Genomic DNA, 19066 nt, shown 5'->3' with positions numbered 1-19066 from the left:
GGATCATCATGAACCCCGGCGGGCCGCCCACCCCCGACAAGCCGGGCATCTCGGTGGTGGACTACCAGCCCGGCGACACCACTTCGATCTTCTTGAACTTGCGGGTCGCTGACATCTGGGCCTGCTATGAGGAGTGGACGGCGAAGGGGGCCGAGTTGGTGACGCCGCCGATCGACCGCGGCGCGGAGATCCGCTGCTACCTGCGGGACCCGGACGGCTACCTCATCGAGGTCGGCCAGTCGACCGGCTTGTTGCACGGCGAGCTCGCCGCCAAGCGCCCGGAGGACCTCCCTGGCTAGCTCTGTCATCGGCCGGGAAGCTCCGGCCAGCACGCCACCATCCGCCAACCTCAAGTGGCGCAAAAGCTCTGATGTGGAACGGCTTGTCAAGGGACCGTCTTGCCTGGTGGATGGTTGGGTTTCAGGGCAGGGGGCAGCAGCGCAGACCGCGCTGGACTTTGAGATGCTCGCTGGCGTGGGGGTGGTAGTGGAGCGCACCCGGTGGTGGCCGAGCGGTTGGGTGGGCACGACGCGCCGGGGCATGGTGGATCGGCAGACCACCACACTGATGTACGCGGGTTGGGACCGCAGGTCGGCGATCCGCAGGAAGGTGCCCCTGACTAGGAACGCCGCCGGCCAGGCCGGCGCGCATAGAACTGACGGGGATCGGTCCTGCGACGGTGGCGCCCCGGCGCGTCGTACAGATCAGCTCACCTCCTCGGCCGATCCCGAGCAGCTGCGTTGGCGTGGTGGGCATCCGACAGGCTCATGCGGTCATCTCGGCCCACAAGAATCCGGCGAGCTCGCGGGCGATGGCGGCCACCACCACGTTCTTGGAGGTCTTCCGGGCGGCCAGGCGGCGGAACCGGCCGCACAGCCGCAGCTGGGCTGCCCACGCCCGCGCGATCACTTGGGGGTCCAGGCCCTGCTGGCGGCCGGCGATCTGGGTGCCCACCCCTGGCCGGTGCTGGTAGGACCAGGCCGACTCGACCAGCTGGGCGCGCAGGTGGGCGTTGCCGGCCTTGGTCAGATGCCCGCGGCGGGTCTGGGTGCCGCTGGAGTACTCGCTGGGCACCAGCCCGCAAAACCCCATGAACTGGCTGGCCTGGGCGAACCGGCGCCAGTCGCAGACCTCGGCGGCCAGCGTGAGCGCGCCCAGCCGCGTCACGCCCCGGTAGGCGCTCAAGGGGGCCACCTGCTCGGCGAAGGGCGGCCGGTCATACCAGCCGGCAAGGTCGGCTTCGATCGCGTCCAGGTGCACGTCGCGGCTTTGGAGCACCACCCGGTAATGCGCGTAGGTCGCCCGCAGCGCGGGCTCGTCGAACTGCTGGGCCAGCAGCCAGCGTTCGTGCGCTTGGGTCCACGCGGTGGCGCCACCGCGCCAGACGCGGCCGTGGCGCAGCAGGAACTTCGACAGCCGGTGCCGCGCGCGGGTGCGGTCAGCGACCATATCGGCGCGGGTGCGGCACAGATCCCGGACGGCCTCCTCTTGGACGGTCGGGATGCGAATGGCGATCAGCTCCCCGGCGCGGTGCAGCCGAGCCAGCCGACGGCAGTCACGCTTGTCAGTCTTGACCTTGTCACCGAGCGCCCGGGGGATGAGCGACGGGGCGATCACCTCGCAGCGCACCCCCATGCTGGCAAGCAGCCGGGCCAACTCGAACCCGGTGGGGCCGGCCTCGTAGCAGGCTCGCAGCCGGCGGGGATGACCCAGACGGCCAACGAGCCTGCGCACCGACGGTTCGTCATGGGGGATCCGGTCGACCTCGGGGACCTGCTGGTCTGGGGCCAGGATCCCCACCGAGATCGTGTCTCGGTGCACGTCCAGGCCAAGATGGATCGGGGTGAGATGCGACACACTGGCCACGGCCGGCTCCTTCCGTATGTTGGCTCCGCCCGCTCAGTGTGGGTGACCCACGCAGATGCGGACTGGAGCCGGCCGTTCCATGCTGACTGAGCCAGCCGGACGGGGGCGAGGCGTCCCCCCGGGCCGCCCTCGCCGCTTCGCCACCGTTCACGCGCGGAGTGCAAGTGTCCTGCACCGTGTCTTCCGTGGGCCGTCACATATCATCCGGGCAGGTCGGAGGTTATTCACAGGAGTGCCGCACAGACCGCTCGGTCAGTTGATTCGGTGGCATGCTGTGGGTTGGTCTCCGGCCCGTTCGATGGTCTAGCCCACGAGCCCCGGCGCCATGGCATGCAGCCGGTGCGTGTCGTAACCCCTGAACGCCCCGGGCGGGCCGGAGCCACCGCCCATAGAGCCCTCGGCACCCCAGACGTTGCCAGCGTCCCGGCCGCGGTGCCTGGGAACAACCGCCAACTAGCGCACGTTACCCGGGGACGCCACGCGCGAATCTACAAGGAGATGCATCACCGTGGCAGAGCCAGAGGAAGAGGAGGAGGGTCAGGTCGAGGCCTCCCTCGAGGAGCTGATCGCCAAGGCCGACCAGCCCGCCGTCACCGACGACGAGGACGAGGACGACGCGCTGCTCACGCTCGGCCGCGACGAGGCCCGCGAGTCGCTCACCACCAAGGTGCTGCCCGTGCAGCACAATGAGTTCGTGTGTAAGAGCTGCTTCCTCGTGAAGCACCGCAGCCAGCTCGCCGACCGCCGGCGCCAGCTGTGCCGCGACTGCGCCTAAAGGCGTTCGCGCGATGCACAAGCCACGGCCGCCTCCTAGAGGCCGCTGAAGATCGCTGATCCTGTCCGGACGGTCATCTCTGTAGCAGTGCAGTGGTGGGTCGCGCGGATGGATGTGGCGGCTTGCTATGGTGGGGATCGCGTTTGGGCCGGGTGGTGGCTGGGCTGGCCGGTCAGGCCAGCACCCAGGCCTCGTCCCGGCGGGCCAGGCCCGGATGAGCAGCCGGCGCAGGTTCAGCGCGGCGACCCGGACCGACAGCCACATGTGGTTGCGCTGGATCCCGTGGTAGGGCACCCGCCGGCAGCCGTCGGCGACCAGCCAGGCGATCGACCGTTCCACCATCGGCCGCCAGCGCCGGTAGCTGTCGGCGAACGCGCGGGTGGTCGCGCGGCGGCGGGCGGCGCGCAGCTCGTCTTCGTGCGGGTGGACGTGGATCGTGCGCCCGCCGGTCGCGGTCGTGCAGCGTTGCCGCAGTGGGCAGCGCTGGCAGCGGATGCCGAAGCTGGCCTGCCCGGACGCGGTGATGTGGACCCGATAGCCGGCTGGGCAGCCGACCGTGCCCGCCTGCTGGTCGATGGTGAAGTCGTGCTTGGTGAACCCGCCCGGCACCGCCGCAGCCAGCGGCGCCGGCTTGATCGTCTGGGTGTGCTTGGCGGCCCGAAGCGCCGCGCGGGTCTCCCCGCTGCTGTAGGCCGAGTCACCCAGGACTTCCAGGCCAGGCTCCTCGTCGTCGAGCAGCTGGACGCCGGTCGGCCCGTCTGCGGCGTTCGCTGCGGTCAACGCGCACTCGGTGAACAGCCCGGACTCCGGCTCGGCCGCGACATGGGCGTTGTAGCCGTCCCGGCGGGCCGCGCTGGTCTTGCGGGTATGGCGCGCCTGCGGGTCGACGGTGGAGAGCACCCGGTCGCGGGCGACCCGCCGGGCGATCCTGAAGGTCCCCGGCCGCTCGCCAGCCTCCCCAGATCCGGTTATGATCGTTGTATCGAACACGTGTTCGTGGTACGGCGCTCGCCGACTCGGGCCGGCCCGGCTCAACGCGACTGGGAAAGGGACTTGTTATGGCCGCGTCCTATATTGCTGCCCGCAACGACGGTATGCGGGGAGGGACCGTGGGACGCGAGCAGGCACTGGAAGTCGCCTTGCTCCAGATCGAGAAGCGGTTCGGCAAGGGTTCGGTCATGCGTATGGGCATCGACGGCCCGGCCGACCCGGTCCAGGCCATCTCGACCGGGAGTCTCGGCCTCGATCTCGCCCTCGGCATCGGCGGGGTGCCGCGCGGCCGGGTGGTCGAGATCTTCGGCCCCGAGGCGTCGGGCAAGACCACCCTGGCGCTGCACGTCATCGCCGAGGCGCAGCGCACCGGCGGGATCGCCGCCTTCGTCGACGCCGAGCACGTCCTTGACGTGACCTACGCCCGTAACCTCGGCGTCAATACCGATGCGCTGCTGATCTCCCAGCCCGACACCGGCGAGCAGGCCCTGGAGATCGCCGACATGCTGATTCGCTCCGGCGCCCTGGACGTGATCGTGATCGACTCGGTGGCCGCGCTGGTTCCCCGGGCCGAGATCGAGGGCGAGATGGGCGACGCCCACGTCGGCCTCCAGGCCCGCCTCATGAGCCAGGCCCTCCGCAAGCTCTCCGGTACCATCTCCAAATCAAAAACCACCGCCATTTTCATCAACCAATTACGGGAGAAGATCGGTGTGTTGTTCGGTTGTTTTCACGCGAACACACGTGTAACGCTTGCTAACGGTAAGCAGGAACGAATCGGTAAGATCGTCGCTGAGAAGCTTCCGGTGGAGGTGCTCTCGTACGATCCAGAGATCGGCGCGGTTGTGCCTAAGCGCGTCGTCAAGTGGTTCGACAACGGTCCCGCTCGCGACTTCCTGAAGGTCACTGTGGCCCGCCCTGACCGCCGCGGCCGCTCGTACTTCGCGTGCACTCCGAACCACAAGATCAGAACGCCGGGAGGCTGGCGGGAGGCCCAGGAACTTGCCGTCGGTGACCGAGTTATGCACGTCGTCGCCCAGCACCTCTCTGGTTTCCAGTGGAAGGTACTGTTGGGTGGCCTGATGGGCGATAGTGCCCTCAGTCCTTCTCAGAACGGTCTTGCAGCCCGATACCGCTTTGGCCATGGGATCCGCCAAGCGGAGTACTGCGACTGGAAGGGCTTCCTCTTCGCCAACTTGCGAGCCTCCCGGTCCACAAACGCCAGCGGAGCGGTGTCCTACGATGTTCAGCCGCTGGTCGAGCTGGCTCCACTCCGGGAAGCCGTCTACATTGGCGGCAAGAAGGTCTTCAGTTATGACTTCTTGAAGTCGCTTACGCCGCTGTCGCTCGCCGTTTGGTATATGGACGGCGGTTCCTTCTCGCTCCGGGCAAAGGGCGTCCAGAAGCGGACAAGGGATGGTAGCGGCCGGGCCGAGATCTGCATCCAAGCGATGGAACCCTCGACTCGTACTCGCCTGCTCGCCTACCTGGCCGACACTTGGGGGATCCGGCCCAAGTTGATCCAACGCGCCGGCAAGGCCGTGCTGATCTTTCCCAAGGACGAGACGGCCAAACTGCACGCCCTCATTGCGCCTTTCGTCCACCCGTCCATGCAGTACAAGCTGCTGCCTCGCTACCGCGGCCAGTTTCAAGTCGAGCCGGTCTTTGCGCCGATGCGGGACGAGCTGATGCCGATGCCAGTACTTGCCGTTGAGCCGAAGCCACCATACGGCTCGACCCACCGCTTCGACATCGAGGTCGAGGGCAGCCACAACTACCTGGCCGACGGTGTGGTCGTGCACAACTCACCGGAGACGACCCCGGGCGGCCGCGCGCTCAAGTTCTATGCCTCGGTCCGGCTCGACGTCCGCCGGATTGAATCGCTAAAAGACGGCCCCGATGTCGTTGGAAATAGGACTAGGGCAAAAGTTGTGAAGAATAAGGTGGCGTCTCCCTACAAATCCGCGGAATTCGATATTCTCTACGGTCAGGGAATTTCCAGGGAGGGGAGCCTGCTGGACGTCGGGGTCGACGTCGGGCTGATCAAGAAGTCGGGGGCCTGGTTCACCTACGACGGCGACCAACTCGGGCAGGGGCGGGAGAACGCCCGCAACTTCCTTCGCGACAACCCGGAGCTGGCCCGCGACATCGAGGACAAGATCAAGGCCCAGCTCGGCGTCGGCGTGCCGGCGGAGCCCGCCGAGCCCGAGCAGCGCCGGGACGAGGGCCAGGGCACGCTCTGACCGGTGGCAGGGAGGCGGCGAGGAGTGGCCTGATGGCGGTCGGGAGGAGAGCGGCGGTCGGGACCAAGCGGGTGCAGCCGGTGGCGGCGCCCCTCGACGGCGACAAGGCGGCGTCGGCCGCCGTTCCCGTTCAACTTCACCGGTCAGCCGGCGGCGACGGTCCCGGCCGGGTTCACCCAGGACGGCCTGCCCATCGGCATGCAGATCGTGGGACGCCGGCTGGACGACGCCCTGGTGTTGCGGGCCTCGGCGGCGTTCGAGACGGCGGCGCCATGGCGGGACCGCTGGCCTGCGATCCTCGCTGAATTAGGGCGGTAACAGTCCGGGTTATGCCTGGGCCGGTGGCTGCAGGATCGCCTCCACTTCGATGAACAGCTGGATGGTGTCGCCGATCACCACGCCGCCGCCGTCCATGGGGATGTTGGTGGTGATGTTGAAGTCCTTCCGGTCGATCTCGCTCGTGGCCGAGAACCCGGCTCGGGTGGCGCCATAGGGGTCCTTGGTGAACCCGTTCACGTCCACGGCGAGCGTCACCGGCCGGGTCACCCCGTGGATCGTCAGCTCGCCGTCGAGGTCGAACCCGTCTTCGGTGTGGCGGACGCCGGTCGAGCGGAAATTGATCGTCGGGTACTTGTCGACCTCGAAGAAGTTGGACGAGCGCAGGTCGTCGTCGCGCATTGGGTTATTGGTGTCGATCGAGTTGGGGTCGATCGTGGCGGTGGCGGAGGAGTCCAGCGGGTTGGGGGCGAGCACGATGTCGGCCTCCACCTTGGTGAAGTGGCCGCGGACCTTGCTGACCATCATGTGGCGGACGGTGAAGGCCACGTCGGAGTGGACGGGGTCGATCCTCCAAGTCCCGGCAATGTACCCGGGGATCTCGACGGCGGTGCTCGACATGCTGGTTCTCCCTCGTGTGCTGGTTCCGCCTACGTGCCTGGTTCTCTCTTGTAACCAGCCTCATGGTGGGCGATCATGAGGCAGACCGGAAGACGGCACTTCAAGGTGCCTTGGTTACCTGGAGAGAACCATGCACGCACCCGACCCGGCCGCTGGCCCGGGACCGCTGAGCGGCTGCCGGGCCCGCGAGGTGCTCGACCGCGTCGGCGACAAGTGGTCGCTGTACGTCATCCACCTGCTCGGCGGGGGCACCAGGCGGTTCCGTGACCTGCGCCGGATGATCGACGGCATCAGCCAGCGCATGCTCACCGTCACCCTGCGCGGGCTGGAACGCGACGGGCTCATCACCCGCACGGTGCACCCGACCGTCCCGCCCCGGGTCGACTACGCGCTCACGCCGATGGGCCGTACCCTGCTCGACACCGTCCGCAGCCTGGTGGAGTGGGCCGACGAGCACCTGGCCGACATCGACACCGCCCGGGCCGCCTACGACCGCCGGTCCGCCCTGCTCAGCGCCTCCCTCAACGGTCACCCCGAGCCCAACGCTCCCCACGATCCTGCCGACGACGCGAGGGGGCTCCACCAACCAGCCAAGAGCTGAGCAACTAGCCGAGCCGGGGACCGACGAACACCACCAGGACCACGGGATCCGGCCCGAGGTTCTTGAGGGCGTGCTTGGACCCGGCCGGGGCTAGCAGCAGCTCGTACTGGCCCAGCTCGGCGGTGTCGCCGTCGACCCGGGCCAGGACCCGGCCGGCCAGCACCAGCACCACCTTGTCGGACTCCTCGTGGACGTGGAGCAGCTGCTCCTGGCCCGGGTCCAGGCAGTACAGGTCGGTGAGGGTCCGGTCGGTCTCGAACAGCCGGTGCTTGGCCATCCGCCGCTCGTCGAACGCGATCGCGTCGGAGAGCTTGCGGCGCTCCATCCCATCGCCTCCACCTGCGCCCGGGTCCAGGCGCGTCAACGCCTCACGTCGCCGCAGGCCAGACTAGACTGTCGGCTTCGGATGCACACGCGCAGGGGCTGGAGGGCCGATGCTCAAGGTGACGCTGGGGAAGTCAGATGCCGTGGGGGTCAAGGCCGACCTGCTCGCCGTCCCGGTGTTCGCGGACCGCGTCCTCGGCCCGGGCGCCGAGCAGGCCATGGCCGCGCTCGACACGCCGCTCGACCCGCTGCTGGACGCCCAGGGGTTCACGGGCAAGGCCGGCGAAGTCGTCGTCCTGCCCACCCTCGGCCGCCTCCCAGCAGCCACGCTCGTGCTGGTCGGTCTCGGCGAGCGCGGCAAGGTCGACGCCGAGGCGCTCCGCCGGGCCGCGGCCGCGGTCGTCCGCCACGCCGGGGGCGCCAAGAAGGCGGTCACCACCCTGGCTCAGGCCCTGCCCGCCGACCCGTCCGCGGCTGCCCGGGCCGTCGCCGAGGGTGCTCACCTGGCCGCCTACCGGTTCGACAAGTACAAGGCCAAGTCCGACGGGAGCGCGCTCCGGAGCCGGCTGCAGAGCCTGGTGGTGGCCGCCGGCGACGGCAAGAAGGCCGACCTGACCGCTGCGGTGGCCGCCGGCGAGGCGCGCGCCACCGCCACCAACCTGGCCCGCGACCTGTCCAACGAGCCCGCCAACAACCTGCACCCGGCCGACCTCGCCGAGGCCGCCCGAAGGCTCGCCGGCAAGCACGTCAGCGTGAAGGTCAAGGACGAGAAGGCGCTGGCCCGGGAGGGCTTCGGCGGCATCCTGGGCGTCGGCCAGGGCGCCGACAACCCGCCCCGGCTGATCGAGATGACCTACGAGCCCGAAGGCGCCAGGAGCCGCGTGGTCCTGGTCGGCAAGGGCATCACCTTCGACTCCGGCGGCCTGTCGCTCAAGCCGGCCGACTCCATGGGCGGGATGAAGACCGACATGTCCGGGGCGGCCGTGATCATCGGCGTCATGAGCGTGCTGGCCGACCTCGGCGTGGACGTGGCGGTCACCGGCTACCTCGCCTCGGCCGAGAACATGCCCTCCGGGCACGCGATCCGGCCCGGCGACGTGCTCACCATGAAGAACGGCAAGACCGTGGAGGTCCTCAACACCGACGCCGAGGGGCGCCTGGTGATGGCCGACGCGCTCGCCCTGGGCGCGGCGGCCAAGCCCGACGCCATCGTCGACGTGGCCACCCTCACCGGCGCCTGCATGGTCGCCCTGGGCATGCGCTACGCGGGGCTGATGAGCAACGACGACGCGCTCGCGGCCGAGCTGCTCGACGCGGCGGCCGACGCCGGCGAGCCGGCCTGGCGGCTTCCCCTGCCCGACGAGTACCACAAGGAGGTCGTCAGCGACATCGCCGACCTCAAGAACGTCGGCCAGCGCTGGGGCGGCGCTCTCACCGCCGGCCTGTTCCTCAAGGAGTTCGTGGACGACCGGCCCTGGGTCCACCTGGACATCGCCGGGCCGTCCCGGTCCGAGGCCGAGGACGGCTACATCCCAAAGGGCTCGACCGGCGCAAGCGTGCGCACCCTGCTCTCCTGGCTGGAACGGCGCGGCAGCTCGTCGTGAGGTTCGGGGCCACCTACACCAACTCGGGTCCGGGCGCCGACCCCGGGCACGCGGTCGCCCTCGCGGGTCTGGCCGAGGAGACCGGCTTCGACACCCTCTGGACTGTCGAGCACGCCGTGATCCCGGCTGGCTTCGGCTCCAGCTACCCGTACTCCCGCGACGGCCGGCTCCCTGGCGGCGAGGACGTCCCCATCCCCGACCCGCTGATCTGGCTGGCATTCGTGGCGGCCGCCACCGTCCGGATCCGGCTGGCCACCGGGATTCTCATCCTGCCCCAGCGCAACCCGGTGCTGCTGGCCAAGGAGGCGGCCACCCTCGACGTGCTGTCCGGCGGGCGGCTCATCCTCGGGGTCGGCGTCGGCTGGCTCCGGGAGGAGTTCGACGCTCTGGGCGTGCCCTGGCCGGAGCGCGGCGCGCGCACCGAGGAGTACATCGCGGCCCTGCGCACCCTCTGGACCGAGCCGGAGCCGACCTTCGCCGGCCGCTTCGTGTCGTTCGCCAAGGCCAAGAGCTACCCCAAGCCGCTGCAGCCGGACGGGATCCCGGTCGTGGTCGGTGGCCACAGCGAGGCGGCCGCGCGCCGCGCCGGCCGCGTCGGCGACGGGTTCTTCCCGGCCAGCGGCGACGTGGACGAGGTGGCCCGCCTGGTCGGGATCGCGCGCGACACCGCCCGGGACGCTGGCCGCGACCCGGACGCTTTGGAGGTCACCTGCGGCGCGCCCAGGGACCCGGAGGCCGTGGCCCGCCTCGCCGACCTGGGCGTGGCCCGGATGACGATCTCGGCCGTCGGCGACCTCGAGTCCCTGCGGGCCAGGTTCGGCCGCTTCCGCGAGCGGGTCATGGACCGGGTGGGGTAACGCCAGGCGGGTCAACCCCTGGCTGTCCGAACGGACGAGCACATTCCGCGGAGGTACCAAGCGTGTCAGCCGATGAACTCTGGTCGGCGCCGTCCAGAGCGGAGCGGAACGGAACGCCGTCTTGCTCCCTGCGTGCATTCGTGGTTTCTCTGGGGATGACCTCGTACGAGGTCGCGGGCGGCGAGGACCCGTCGCCACGGCCACCGGCGGCCATGCGGCCGCCCCCAGGCGCAAGGAGGCCAGGTCATGAAGACCAAGGCAGCGGTCCTGTGGGAGCTGGGCAAGGACTGGGAGGTGACCGAGCTCGACCTCGACCCGCCCAAGGCCAACGAGGTCCTGATCCGTTACGTGGCCGCCGGCCTGTGCCACTCCGACGAGCACCTGCGCCACGGCGACATCGTCCCCCGCTTCCCGATCGTGGGCGGGCACGAGGGCGCCGGCATCATCGAGGAGGTCGGCCCCGGGGTCACCAAGGTCAAGCCGGGCGACCACGTCGTCTGCTCGTTCATCCCCTCCTGCGGCCACTGCCGCTGGTGCTCCACCGGCCAGCAGAACCTCTGCGACCTGGGCGCGACCATCCTCGAGGGGTGCATGCCCGACGGCACCTTCCGCTTCCACCAGGGCGGCAAGGACCTCGGCGCGATGTGCATGATCGGCACGTTCTCCCAGTACGCCACGATCTCCGAGACCTCGGTGGTCAAGGTCGACGAGGACCTGCCGCTCGAGACGGCCGTGCTCGTCGGCTGCGGCGTGCCCACCGGGTGGGGGTCGGCGGTGTACGCGGCCAAGACCGCGCCCGGCGACACGATCGTGATCTACGGGATCGGCGGCATCGGCATCAACGCCGTCCAGGGCGCGGTGCACGCCGGGGCGAAGAACGTGGTCGCGGTCGACCCGCTGCCCAACAAGCGCGAGAAGGCCGAGGAGTTCGGGGCCACCCACACCACAGCCAGCGGCGAGGAGGCCCAGTCCCTGATCGGCGACCTCACCCTGGGCGTCGGCGCCGACAAGGCGATCGTGACCGTCGACATCGTCGACGAGCAGGTGGTCCAGGAGGCGTTCAACGCCGTCCGCAAGGGTGGCAGGGTGGTCGTCACCGGGCTCGCCGACCCGACCAAACTGACCATCCAGCTCTCGGGCGCCGTGCTCACCCTGTTCCAGAAGGAGGTCGTGGGCACGCTGTTCGGCAACTCCAACCCCCAGTACGACATCAAGAAGCTGCTCGACCTGTACCGGGCCGGCCAGGTCAAGCTGGACGAGCTGATCACCAAGCGATACACCCTCGACGAGGTCAACCAGGGCTACCAGGACCTGCTGGACGGCAAGAACGTCCGCGGCGTCATGGTCCACTCGCATTGAGCGCAGCCGGAGCGCCAGCGGGCGGGCAGGACCCGCCCACCCGTGCCCGGCCGGCGGACGGCGGGGGCGGGGTGTGGGGCGTGCCCGCCGGGGCTGGTCTGCTGGCCCGGATCGAGCGGGACATCGTCGGGCTCCGGCGCGAGGCGGAGGTGCTCGCGGTCGCGCTCGCCACCGGACGCCACGTCGTGCTCGAGGGACCGCCGGGCACCGGCAAGTCGACCCTGCTGCGGGTGATCGCCGACGAGGCCGGGCTCGGGCTCGCCTTCGTCGAGGGCAACGCCGAGCTGACCCCGGCCCGGCTGGTCGGCTCCCACGACCCGGCCCTGGTGCTGGAGGCCGGCTACCGCCCGGAGGCGTTCGTCGAGGGGCCGCTCGTGACCGCGATGCGGGACGGCGCCCTGCTCTACGTCGAGGAGCTGAACCGGGTCCCCGAGGAGACCCTCAACGTCCTCATCACCGCGCTCGCCGAAGGGGAGATCCACGTGCCCCGGGTCGGGCGGGTGCGCGCCGGGCCGGGCTTCCGGCTGATCGCGGCGATGAACCCGTTCGACGCGGTGGGCACGGCACGGGTGAGCCAGGCGGTCTACGACCGCATGTGCCGGATCGCCCTCACCTACCAGGACGAGGCGGGTGAGCGGCGGATCGTCGAGCTGGTCGCCAGGGCCGGTGGCGAGCTCGTCCGGCTGGCCGTCGCGCTCGTGCGTGCGTCCCGGCGCCATCCCGAGGTCCGGGCCGGTTCCTCGGTGCGCGGCGCGATCGACCTCGTCCACCTGGCCCGGGGTCTCGCCGAGCTGCGCCAGGAGCCGGCCACCAGCCGGGCGGTCCTGCGCGATGCGGCCCTGGCCGCGCTCTCGGGCCGGATCCGGCTCGAGGACGGCAGCAGCCGCACGCCCGAGGAGGTCGTCGGGGAGCTGCTCGACGACCTCCTGGCAGAGGGGCGGGGCGGACGCGACCCGGCAAACCGAACTGACCCGGCTGCCGGCCCGGCCGCAGCAGCCGGGAGCGGGCGGCGCGGCCGGGTGCTCGAGGGCGAGGAGGCGCGCGGCGCGCTCCGGCAGGCAGCCAGGCGCACGCGCAGCCGGGCCGACCTCGACGCGGCCCACCCGGGGCTGCGGCGGGTCTCGCCGGCGGTGGGCCGGCTCGACGAGGCGGCCTTCGAGCGCCTGCGGGACGAGGACGCCGACGCCGCTCTGGCCCTGCTCTGCGACCTCACCCAGGCCACCGACCCGGAGCTGCGCCGGCTCGCCCTGCGGCTCGCGGCTCGGGTGTTCCTGCGCGCCGGCCGGGCCGGCGCCCCGGCCCGGCGGGGCGCGCGCCGCCTGGTCCCGGTCGTCGCCGTGGCCGACGGCGACCTGGACCTCGAGCGCAGCCTGGAACGGGCCGGGGGTCGCCCGCACCGGCCCGACGAGCTGGTCACCAGGCGCTGGCGGGCGCCCGGCCGGGCCGTCTGCCTGCTGATCGACCGGAGCGGCTCGATGCGCGGCGCCGGGGTCGCGATGGCCGCCATGGCCGCCGCGTCGGTCGTGCTGGCGTCGGGGGACCGCGCCGACTGCAGCGTGGTCGCGTTCGCCGGCGACGCCTTCGTGCTGCAGGAGCAAGGCCACCCCCGCGCCCCCGCCGACCTGGTCGGCGACGTGCTCGCGCTGCGAGGCAGCGGCACCACCGACCTCGCCCTGGCCCTGGCCACAGCCGGGCGCCAGCTCGCCCGGGCACCCGCCGGCGAGCGCCTCGTCCTGCTCCTCTCCGACTGCCTGGCCACGGCCGGGTCCGACCCGCTGCACCGTGTGGCCGGCCTCGGCCCGGTCCACGTGCTGGGCACCACCACCGACCCCGACGCGGTCCAGGCGGGCACCACCCTCGCCCACCGCTCCGGCGGCCGCTACCTGCGCGTCGAGAGCCCCACGGCACTCCCCGCCGCCCTCACCAGCCTGCTCGGCTGAGCGGGTCGTGCCGGGGTGGCCCCGAACCGCTGCCTCATCGCCGCATCCGACATCCCGATCACCCGCCCCCGACCAGCCTGGCCTCCAACCGAACTGGTCGCCGCGACCGCTCCGCGAGCGAATACCCTCACTCCGGCCAGCCCGGGTCGGGGGACCAGGCGCTGACGGCGGTCATGCCGGCGTCGACCGGGACGGCCGCGCCGGTCAGGCCGGCCGCCTCGAGGGAGCAGAGCCAGGCGATCATGGCGGCCACCTCGGCCGGGTCGAGGAGGCGGCCGAGCAGGTGGTGGCGGGCGAACGCGCCCGGGCCGGGCACGCCGTAGAGCTCCGCGGACGCGGCGAGCATGGCGGTGTCCATCGAGCCGGGGCAGACGGCGTTGGCGGTGACGCCGCTGCCGGCCAGGTCGGCGGCGAGGCTGCGCACGAGCCCGAGCACGCCGTGCTTGGCCGCGCTGTAGGCGGCGAGCAGGGGCAGGCCGCCGACCCCGGCCGCCGACGATACGGCGACGAAGCGGCCGTCTCTCGGCGCGGGCCGGGCGAGCAGGGCGGGGACCGCGGCCCGGGCCAGCCGCCATACCCCGCCGAGGTCGACGTCGAGGACGGCGTCCCAGGTCTGGTCGGTCGTCTCCCAGGCCGGCGAGCCCCCGGCCAGCACCCCGGCGGCGGCCACGGCCGCGTCGAGGCCGCCGAAACCGTCCACCGCCGTGACCACGGCGGCGTCCAGGTCGCCCTGGATGCGCACGTCGCCGGCCCGGGCCACGACCCGGCCGGGGTCACCGGCGGCCGCCCGGCAGGCGGCGGCAGTGCGCTCGAGGTCGGCCGCCGAGGCGAGGGCGTAGCGCACGGCAGGGTCGTCGGCGCAGCGGTCGACCAGCACCAGCCGCCACCCTCCACGCGCGAGCGCGAGCGCCGTGGCCGCCCCGAGCCCCCTGGCCGCCCCGGTCACGACCGCGACCCGCCCGTCGCCCGACCTGTCCGTGCCCGGCCTCCCGGTCACGTCCCCGGTCATGGGGTCGCCTCAGGCCCGGAGCGAGCGTCCTCGGGCCCGGAGCGAGCGCCGGGTACCGGCGACGGGTTCCGCCCTGGGGCTGGCGACGGGTTCCGCCCTGGGGCTGGCGACGACCCCGTCCCGTCCGTCGGCGCCGGCGCGAACGCGCCGCCGGCCTGGACGGCCGGACGCGTTCCAGGCGGCCAGGGCGGGCCCAGCTCGGCCTCGACGGTGCGGCAGAGGTCGTCGGCCAGGTCGGCGAGGAGGCGGCGGCCCTCGGCCGCGGACGCGCCGGCCGGGTCGCCGAGCACGCCGTTCGGGGAGACCGCGCGCACGCCGGAGCTGGCCAGGACGCCCATCAGCTCCTCGAGCGGGCGGGTGGCCCCGGCCGCGGCGAGGTCGAGGCGGACGGCGTCCGGGGCCAGGGCGAGCAGCAGCGAGGTCTCGGTCCGCCCGGCGTGCGCGTCGCCGCCTGGAACCGCGGTCGAGTATCGGCGGCGCGTTCTCTCAAGCTGAGCCTCCGGGGAGCCGGGAGCCCGCGGGCTGTGGGTGCTCGGCCGCGGTGCCGGCGGGCGGGCGAGCCAGGCCACCACTTGCCGGCCCTCGCGTGCGAGGAGGTCCCGGGCGGCGGCCACCGGCGCGGCGTTGCCGCCGTGGCCGACGACAAGCACGGCGGCCCGGAACTCGGGGCCGAGCGAGCGGACCAGCTCGACCAGGGCGAGCTCCAGGGCGGCCCGGCCGATGGAGATCGTGCCCGCGAAGCCGGCGTGCTCGCCGCTCGACCCGTAGGGCAGGGCGGGCGCGACCAGCACGTCCGGGCGGCGTGCGGCCAGCCGCTCGGCCAGGGCGACCGCCACCCGGGTGTCGGTGTCGAGCGGGAGGTGGGGGCCGTGCTGCTCGGTCGAGCCCAAGGGCAGGGCGAGCACGGCGCCCGCCCGCGCCGCCACCTCGGGCCAGGTACGGGCGGCCAGGCCGGTCATTCGAGGTAGCCCCAGGTGCGGAGCTGGGCCAGGACGCGGTCTGCGGCGGGGCCGGGGTCGAGCCGCACGGTCTGCGGCGGGGTACGCCCGGTCTCGGCACCGGTAAGGGCGAGGATCCGCTCGCGGGCGCTCGCGCCGGGGTCGGGCCCGGGCAGGACACGGGGCCGGGGCCGATAAGGGCCGCGCCGGATCGGGCCGGGCGGCTCGGGTATCCCGGCGGCGACCGGGTCGGGGACCGGTGCGGGCAGGTGCTCGACGGCCGCGTCGCGCGCCCGGAGCATGGCTGGGAGGGACGCCCGGCGCAGGTGGGCGGTGGCGCCCTCGACCGAGAGCACGGCCGGCGCCCGGACCCGGAGCACCTCGCGTCGCCCGAGGTCGAGGCGGCGCTCGGCCCGGACCACGCCGGGCGCCTCGGGCCACAACGCGACCAGCCCGAGGGCTTGGGCGGCGCCCAGCCGGGCGGCCAGGAACGCCGGGACCGAACCGGATCCGCGGTCGAGGCTCCAGTCGCCGCAGACCACCACCGCCACGCCCGCGAACGCGGCGGCCAGGGCGGCGGCGACCAGCTCGCTGGGCGCGCCGGCGGGCAGCACGCCGGGCGCGCCGGCGGGCAGCTCGCAGCGGACCGCCCGGGCCGCGCCGGCGGCGAGCGCCTCCCTGAGCAGCCCGTCCGCCTCGGTCGGGCCAGCGCTCGCGACCAGGACCTCGCCACCCCACGCCTCGGCCAGCCGCAACCCCCACTCGAGCGCGGCAAGGTCGGCACCCGAAGCGCCCGAGCTGCGCGGGTCGGCGGCGACCGCCCCGGTCAGCGGGTCGACCTCGACCCGCAGCGGCACCCATTTCATGGCGACCCCGACCCGCGGCCCGCTCACGAGCGGTGGAACACGACGCCGTGGCCACCCTCCGGGTAGCTCCACGAGATGGCTCCCTCGGTGTTGCAGACCATGTAGCAGGTACCGCACTCGAAGCACTCCTCGTAGTTGAACAGCACCCCGCCATCGGCAATGGCCACGAACAGGCTGGCCGGGCAGGCGGTGACGCACTCCCTGGTCGTGCAGCCGCGGCAGGCGTCGCCGTCGACCACGATGTGGGCCTTGGGCGACACCCGGAACTCGACGGTGGCCATGCGGTCGTCGAAGCCGACCTCGGGCCAGGAGCGGTCGGGGCGGGTCATCCGAACGCCCGCAGGGCGGTCCAGGCGTCGCGGGCGAGGTCGCGCGCACGCACGGCCGAGCGGCGCAGCTCGGCCCGGCCGGCGGCCAGCAGCCGCGGCTTGGGGTTCGGGTTGTCCACGGTGAACAGGCGCTCCACCAGGTTGCAGGCGATCTGCGGGTAGCGGCGCTGCACGCGCTCGGAGAGCACCAGGCCGGGCGCGCGGCGCAGCCGCTTGAAGTCGGCGAGCACGAAGCTCGACTCGAGCCGGTGCCGGTAGCCGGCCAGCCCGGCGGCGGACGTGTCCCCGGACGCCAGCGCCGCGGCGGCCGCCTCCCCGGCCGCCGCGCCGGAGGCGATGGCGTAGTTGACCCCCTCGAGCCAGATCCCGGTGGCCAGGCAGAGGGCGGCGGCGTCCCCGGCCACCAGCAGCCCGTCGGCGGCCAGGTCGGGGAGCATGTCCCAGCCGCCTTCGGGGATCAGGTGGGCCGAGTACTCCTTGAGCTGTCCTCCAACCACCAGCGGGGCGACCGCCGGGTGGGCCTTGAGGCCGGCGATCAGCTCCTCGGGCCGCCGGCCCGAGGAGGCCAGCCCGGGGAGCTGGAGCACCACCCCCACGGCGATCGTGTCGAGGTTGGTGTAGAGGAAGCCGCCGCCCGGGACGTCGCCCGTGCACCCGAGGATCTCGATGTCGGTCCCTTCCCGGCCGGCCAGCCCGAAGCGTGCCTCGATGTCCTGCCTGGGCAGGGCCAGGACCTCCTTGACGCCCAGGGTGAAGTGCTCGGGCTCGGGATGGCGGTAGAGGCCGGCCTCCTTGGCCAGGAGCGAGTTCACGCCGTCGCAGGCGACGACCACCCGGGCTGGCAGGTCGCCGTCGGGACGGTCGGTCCGCACCCCGGTCACTTGGCCGGTCGGGCCACGGGTCAGGCCCGTGACGGTCGTCGAGCAGAGCAGCACCGCTCCGGCCGCCTCGGCCTTCGCGGCCAGCCAGGCGTCGAGGTCGGACCGGTAGACGGTGGCGCCGTTGTAGGGCGGCTCGCCCCAGGCGGTGGTGCGGAAGTCGACCGTGAGGCTCTGAGTGGGGGTGACCACCATGGTGGCCCGGCGGGTGACCCAGCGCTGCACCGGGGCCTCCTGCCACCAGCCTGGGAGCAGCCCGTCGAGCACGCGGCCGTACAGGACCCCGCCGTACATGTTCTTCGCGCCCGGGAACGGCCCCCGCTCCACCAGACAGACCCGCACCCCGGCCCGGGCCAGGGTGAGGGCGGCGGCCGACCCGGCCGGCCCCGCCCCGACCACGACCACGTCGAAGCCTTCGGCCGCGGGTCGGGTCGCGGACTGCGTCGCGTCGGCGCTCTGGGCCGCCGGTGGGAGGTGGGCCGCTAGTGGGAGGTGAGCCGCTAGTGGGAGGTGGGCCGCCGGTGGGAGGTGGGCCACTGACGGGAGGTGGGCCGCCGGTGGGAGGTGAGCCGCCGGCGGGAGGTGAGCCGCCGCTCTGGTCGCGGCAGCGCCCTGGGCCAGCAACGACGGCACGGTCTCAGCCATTGGCGCCTCCTGCGCGGGCGCCCGCGGGCGCGGCCGTGCCCAGGCGGGCGGCGAGCTCGGCGACGAACGCGGGGGCGTCGCTCACGACGGCGAGGTCGGCCATGGCCATCATCGGGCAGCTCGGGTCGGTGTTGACCGCGATCACGTGGTCGGGGCGGCCGAGGCCAGCGACGTGCTGCACCGCTCCGGAGATGCCGACGCCCACGTAGAGCCGCGGGTCCACGGTCACGCCGGTGGTGCCGATCTGGCGCTCGGCCGACGCCCAGCCCTGGTCGGTGGCCACCCGGGTCGCGCCCAGGGAGGCGCCCAGGGCCTGGGCCACCCGCCCGAGCACCGCGAACGCCTCGGGGCCGCCCAGGCCCTGGCCACCGGCCACGATCCGGGGTGCCTCGGCCAGGTCCATGGTGGCCGGGTCGGGCGGCAGCAGCTCCAGCGGCTCGGCGTCGTGGCCGCCAGCCAGGGCCAGCTCGAGCGGCTCGACCGGGTGCCGGCCGGCCGGGCCGGGCTCCACGCCTCTCACCCCCGGCTGCAGGGTGGCGACCACCGGCCGGTCCACGGCGACCTCGTCGGCGACCAGCCCGCGGTGGCGGGCGAGCACGACCCTGCCCACCTCGACCCGCACCGCCCCGGCCAGCAGCGGGCGCCCGAGGGCCGCGGCCAGCCGGGGGGCCAGGTCGCGGCCGTCTGGCGAGGCGGGCAGGACGACCACTGCCTCCCCGGCCAGCAGCGGCGCGAGCGCCGCCGCCCACGCCCCGGCCCGGAACGGGCCGGCCTCGGCCGCCCGGACCGGCGCCCGGGTGGCGGTCAGCTCCCCGGCCGCCGCCGCGGCATCTTCGCCGACGACCAGGGCCGCGCCACCCGCCTCGGCCACGGTCTCGTCGGCGCCGAGCGGCAGGATGCCGGCCCGCACCGGCACGACGGCGATCACCGCCTGCTCCCGCACGA

At 73.0% G+C, this 19066-nt stretch carries 17 protein-coding genes and 2 pseudogenes; 9 read left to right on the top strand and 10 right to left on the bottom strand.

The window, feature by feature from the left end:
- The coding region (locus tag VG276_25500; protein HEV8652647.1) for a VOC family protein at positions 1-299 on the top strand (299 nt) is incomplete at its 5' end.
- A 466-nt stretch (positions 300-765) separates the two neighbouring features.
- Here the strand turns inward: VG276_25500 and VG276_25495 are convergent.
- A complete protein-coding gene (locus tag VG276_25495) occupies positions 766-1866 on the bottom strand; it encodes an IS110 family transposase (GenBank protein HEV8652646.1) in 1101 nt (366 codons plus the stop codon).
- Between the two features lie 508 nt (positions 1867-2374).
- On the opposite strand from VG276_25495, the gene VG276_25490 reads away from it, so the two are divergent.
- Positions 2375-2641: a DUF4193 family protein gene (locus VG276_25490; protein HEV8652645.1), complete on the top strand. Its 267-nt coding sequence runs from the start codon at positions 2375-2377 to the stop codon at positions 2639-2641.
- Between the two features lie 228 nt (positions 2642-2869).
- Here the strand turns inward: VG276_25490 and VG276_25485 are convergent.
- Positions 2870-3541, bottom strand: a pseudogene (locus VG276_25485) (transposase).
- 209 nt (positions 3542-3750) lie between these two features.
- Between VG276_25485 and recA the strand changes: the two are divergent.
- Positions 3751-5874, top strand: a complete 2124-nt coding sequence (gene recA, locus VG276_25480) for a recombinase RecA (protein HEV8652644.1) — start codon at positions 3751-3753, stop codon at positions 5872-5874.
- A 123-nt stretch (positions 5875-5997) separates the two neighbouring features.
- A pseudogene (locus VG276_25475) lies at positions 5998-6192 on the top strand (amidase family protein).
- A gap of 9 nt (positions 6193-6201) precedes the next feature.
- Here VG276_25475 and VG276_25470 read toward each other — a convergent pair.
- Positions 6202-6771, bottom strand: a complete 570-nt coding sequence (locus VG276_25470) for a YceI family protein (protein HEV8652643.1) — start codon at positions 6769-6771, stop codon at positions 6202-6204.
- 130 nt (positions 6772-6901) lie between these two features.
- Between VG276_25470 and VG276_25465 the strand changes: the two genes are divergently transcribed.
- Positions 6902-7372, top strand: coding sequence for a helix-turn-helix domain-containing protein (locus tag VG276_25465; protein HEV8652642.1), 471 nt, complete (start codon positions 6902-6904; stop codon positions 7370-7372).
- 4 nt (positions 7373-7376) lie between these two features.
- Here VG276_25465 and VG276_25460 read toward each other — a convergent pair whose 3' ends face one another.
- Positions 7377-7697, bottom strand: a complete 321-nt coding sequence (locus VG276_25460) for a cupin domain-containing protein (protein ID HEV8652641.1) — start codon at positions 7695-7697, stop codon at positions 7377-7379.
- A 109-nt stretch (positions 7698-7806) separates the two neighbouring features.
- On the opposite strand from VG276_25460, the gene VG276_25455 reads away from it, so the two are divergent.
- The 4 genes from VG276_25455 (at position 7807) to VG276_25440 (ending at position 13456) form a co-directional block, all read left to right on the top strand.
- Positions 7807-9300, top strand: coding sequence for a leucyl aminopeptidase (locus tag VG276_25455; GenBank protein HEV8652640.1), 1494 nt, complete (start codon positions 7807-7809; stop codon positions 9298-9300).
- Positions 9297-10157: an LLM class F420-dependent oxidoreductase gene (locus VG276_25450; GenBank protein HEV8652639.1), complete on the top strand. Its 861-nt coding sequence runs from the start codon at positions 9297-9299 to the stop codon at positions 10155-10157. Before VG276_25455 ends, VG276_25450 begins: the two co-directional genes overlap by 4 nt.
- A gap of 246 nt (positions 10158-10403) precedes the next feature.
- Positions 10404-11516, top strand: coding sequence for an NDMA-dependent alcohol dehydrogenase (locus tag VG276_25445; protein ID HEV8652638.1), 1113 nt, complete (start codon positions 10404-10406; stop codon positions 11514-11516).
- Positions 11513-13456, top strand: coding sequence for an AAA family ATPase (locus VG276_25440; GenBank protein HEV8652637.1), 1944 nt, complete (start codon positions 11513-11515; stop codon positions 13454-13456). Before VG276_25445 ends, VG276_25440 begins: the two co-directional genes overlap by 4 nt.
- A gap of 127 nt (positions 13457-13583) precedes the next feature.
- On the opposite strand, the gene VG276_25435 is transcribed toward VG276_25440, so the two are convergent.
- Genes VG276_25435 through VG276_25410 form a run of 6 tightly spaced genes read right to left on the bottom strand, consistent with a single transcriptional unit; the run spans position 13584 to position 19064 of the window.
- Positions 13584-14465 (bottom strand): mycofactocin-coupled SDR family oxidoreductase, encoded by an 882-nt coding sequence (locus VG276_25435; protein HEV8652636.1) that lies wholly within the window; start codon positions 14463-14465, stop codon positions 13584-13586.
- On the bottom strand, positions 14462-15424 hold the full coding sequence (gene mftE, locus VG276_25430; protein ID HEV8652635.1) for a mycofactocin biosynthesis peptidyl-dipeptidase MftE: 963 nt from the start codon (positions 15422-15424) through the stop codon (positions 14462-14464). The genes VG276_25435 and mftE overlap by 4 nt, the downstream gene beginning before the upstream one ends.
- Positions 15421-16296 (bottom strand): mycofactocin-associated electron transfer flavoprotein beta subunit, encoded by an 876-nt coding sequence (locus VG276_25425; GenBank protein ID HEV8652634.1) that lies wholly within the window; start codon positions 16294-16296, stop codon positions 15421-15423. Before VG276_25425 ends, mftE begins: the two co-directional genes overlap by 4 nt.
- Positions 16293-16598 carry a 4Fe-4S dicluster domain-containing protein gene (locus VG276_25420; GenBank protein ID HEV8652633.1) on the bottom strand — a complete coding sequence of 102 codons (306 nt, stop codon included), beginning with the start codon at positions 16596-16598 and terminating at the stop codon, positions 16293-16295. Before VG276_25420 ends, VG276_25425 begins: the two co-directional genes overlap by 4 nt.
- A complete protein-coding gene (locus VG276_25415; protein ID HEV8652632.1) occupies positions 16595-18121 on the bottom strand; it encodes an FAD-dependent oxidoreductase in 1527 nt (508 codons plus the stop codon). The genes VG276_25420 and VG276_25415 overlap by 4 nt, the downstream gene beginning before the upstream one ends.
- Entirely contained in the window at positions 18114-19064 is a 951-nt protein-coding gene (locus tag VG276_25410) for a mycofactocin-associated electron transfer flavoprotein alpha subunit (protein HEV8652631.1), read from the bottom strand. The genes VG276_25415 and VG276_25410 overlap by 8 nt, the downstream gene beginning before the upstream one ends.
- Positions 19065-19066 lie beyond the last annotated feature (2 nt).

This window comes from Actinomycetes bacterium (genome assembly GCA_036000965.1).
Lineage (GTDB): Bacteria > Actinomycetota > CALGFH01 > CALGFH01 > CALGFH01 > DASYUT01.
The sequence above is the reverse complement of the archived record's forward strand: the minus strand, read 5'-3'. Positions and strand labels throughout refer to the sequence as shown.

Coding starts and splice junctions, on each gene's coding strand:
- VG276_25470 (HEV8652643.1), bottom strand. CDS start 6,771: ATGTCGAGCACCGCCGTCGAGATCCCCGGGTACATTGCCGGGACTTGG.
- VG276_25465 (HEV8652642.1), top strand. CDS start 6,902: ATGCACGCACCCGACCCGGCCGCTGGCCCGGGACCGCTGAGCGGCTGC.
- VG276_25460 (HEV8652641.1), bottom strand. CDS start 7,697: ATGGAGCGCCGCAAGCTCTCCGACGCGATCGCGTTCGACGAGCGGCGG.
- VG276_25455 (HEV8652640.1), top strand. CDS start 7,807: ATGCTCAAGGTGACGCTGGGGAAGTCAGATGCCGTGGGGGTCAAGGCC.
- VG276_25445 (HEV8652638.1), top strand. CDS start 10,404: ATGAAGACCAAGGCAGCGGTCCTGTGGGAGCTGGGCAAGGACTGGGAG.
- VG276_25435 (HEV8652636.1), bottom strand. CDS start 14,465: ATGACCGGGGACGTGACCGGGAGGCCGGGCACGGACAGGTCGGGCGAC.
- mftE (HEV8652635.1), bottom strand. CDS start 15,424: ATGACCGGCCTGGCCGCCCGTACCTGGCCCGAGGTGGCGGCGCGGGCG.
- VG276_25420 (HEV8652633.1), bottom strand. CDS start 16,598: ATGACCCGCCCCGACCGCTCCTGGCCCGAGGTCGGCTTCGACGACCGC.
- VG276_25415 (HEV8652632.1), bottom strand. CDS start 18,121: ATGGCTGAGACCGTGCCGTCGTTGCTGGCCCAGGGCGCTGCCGCGACC.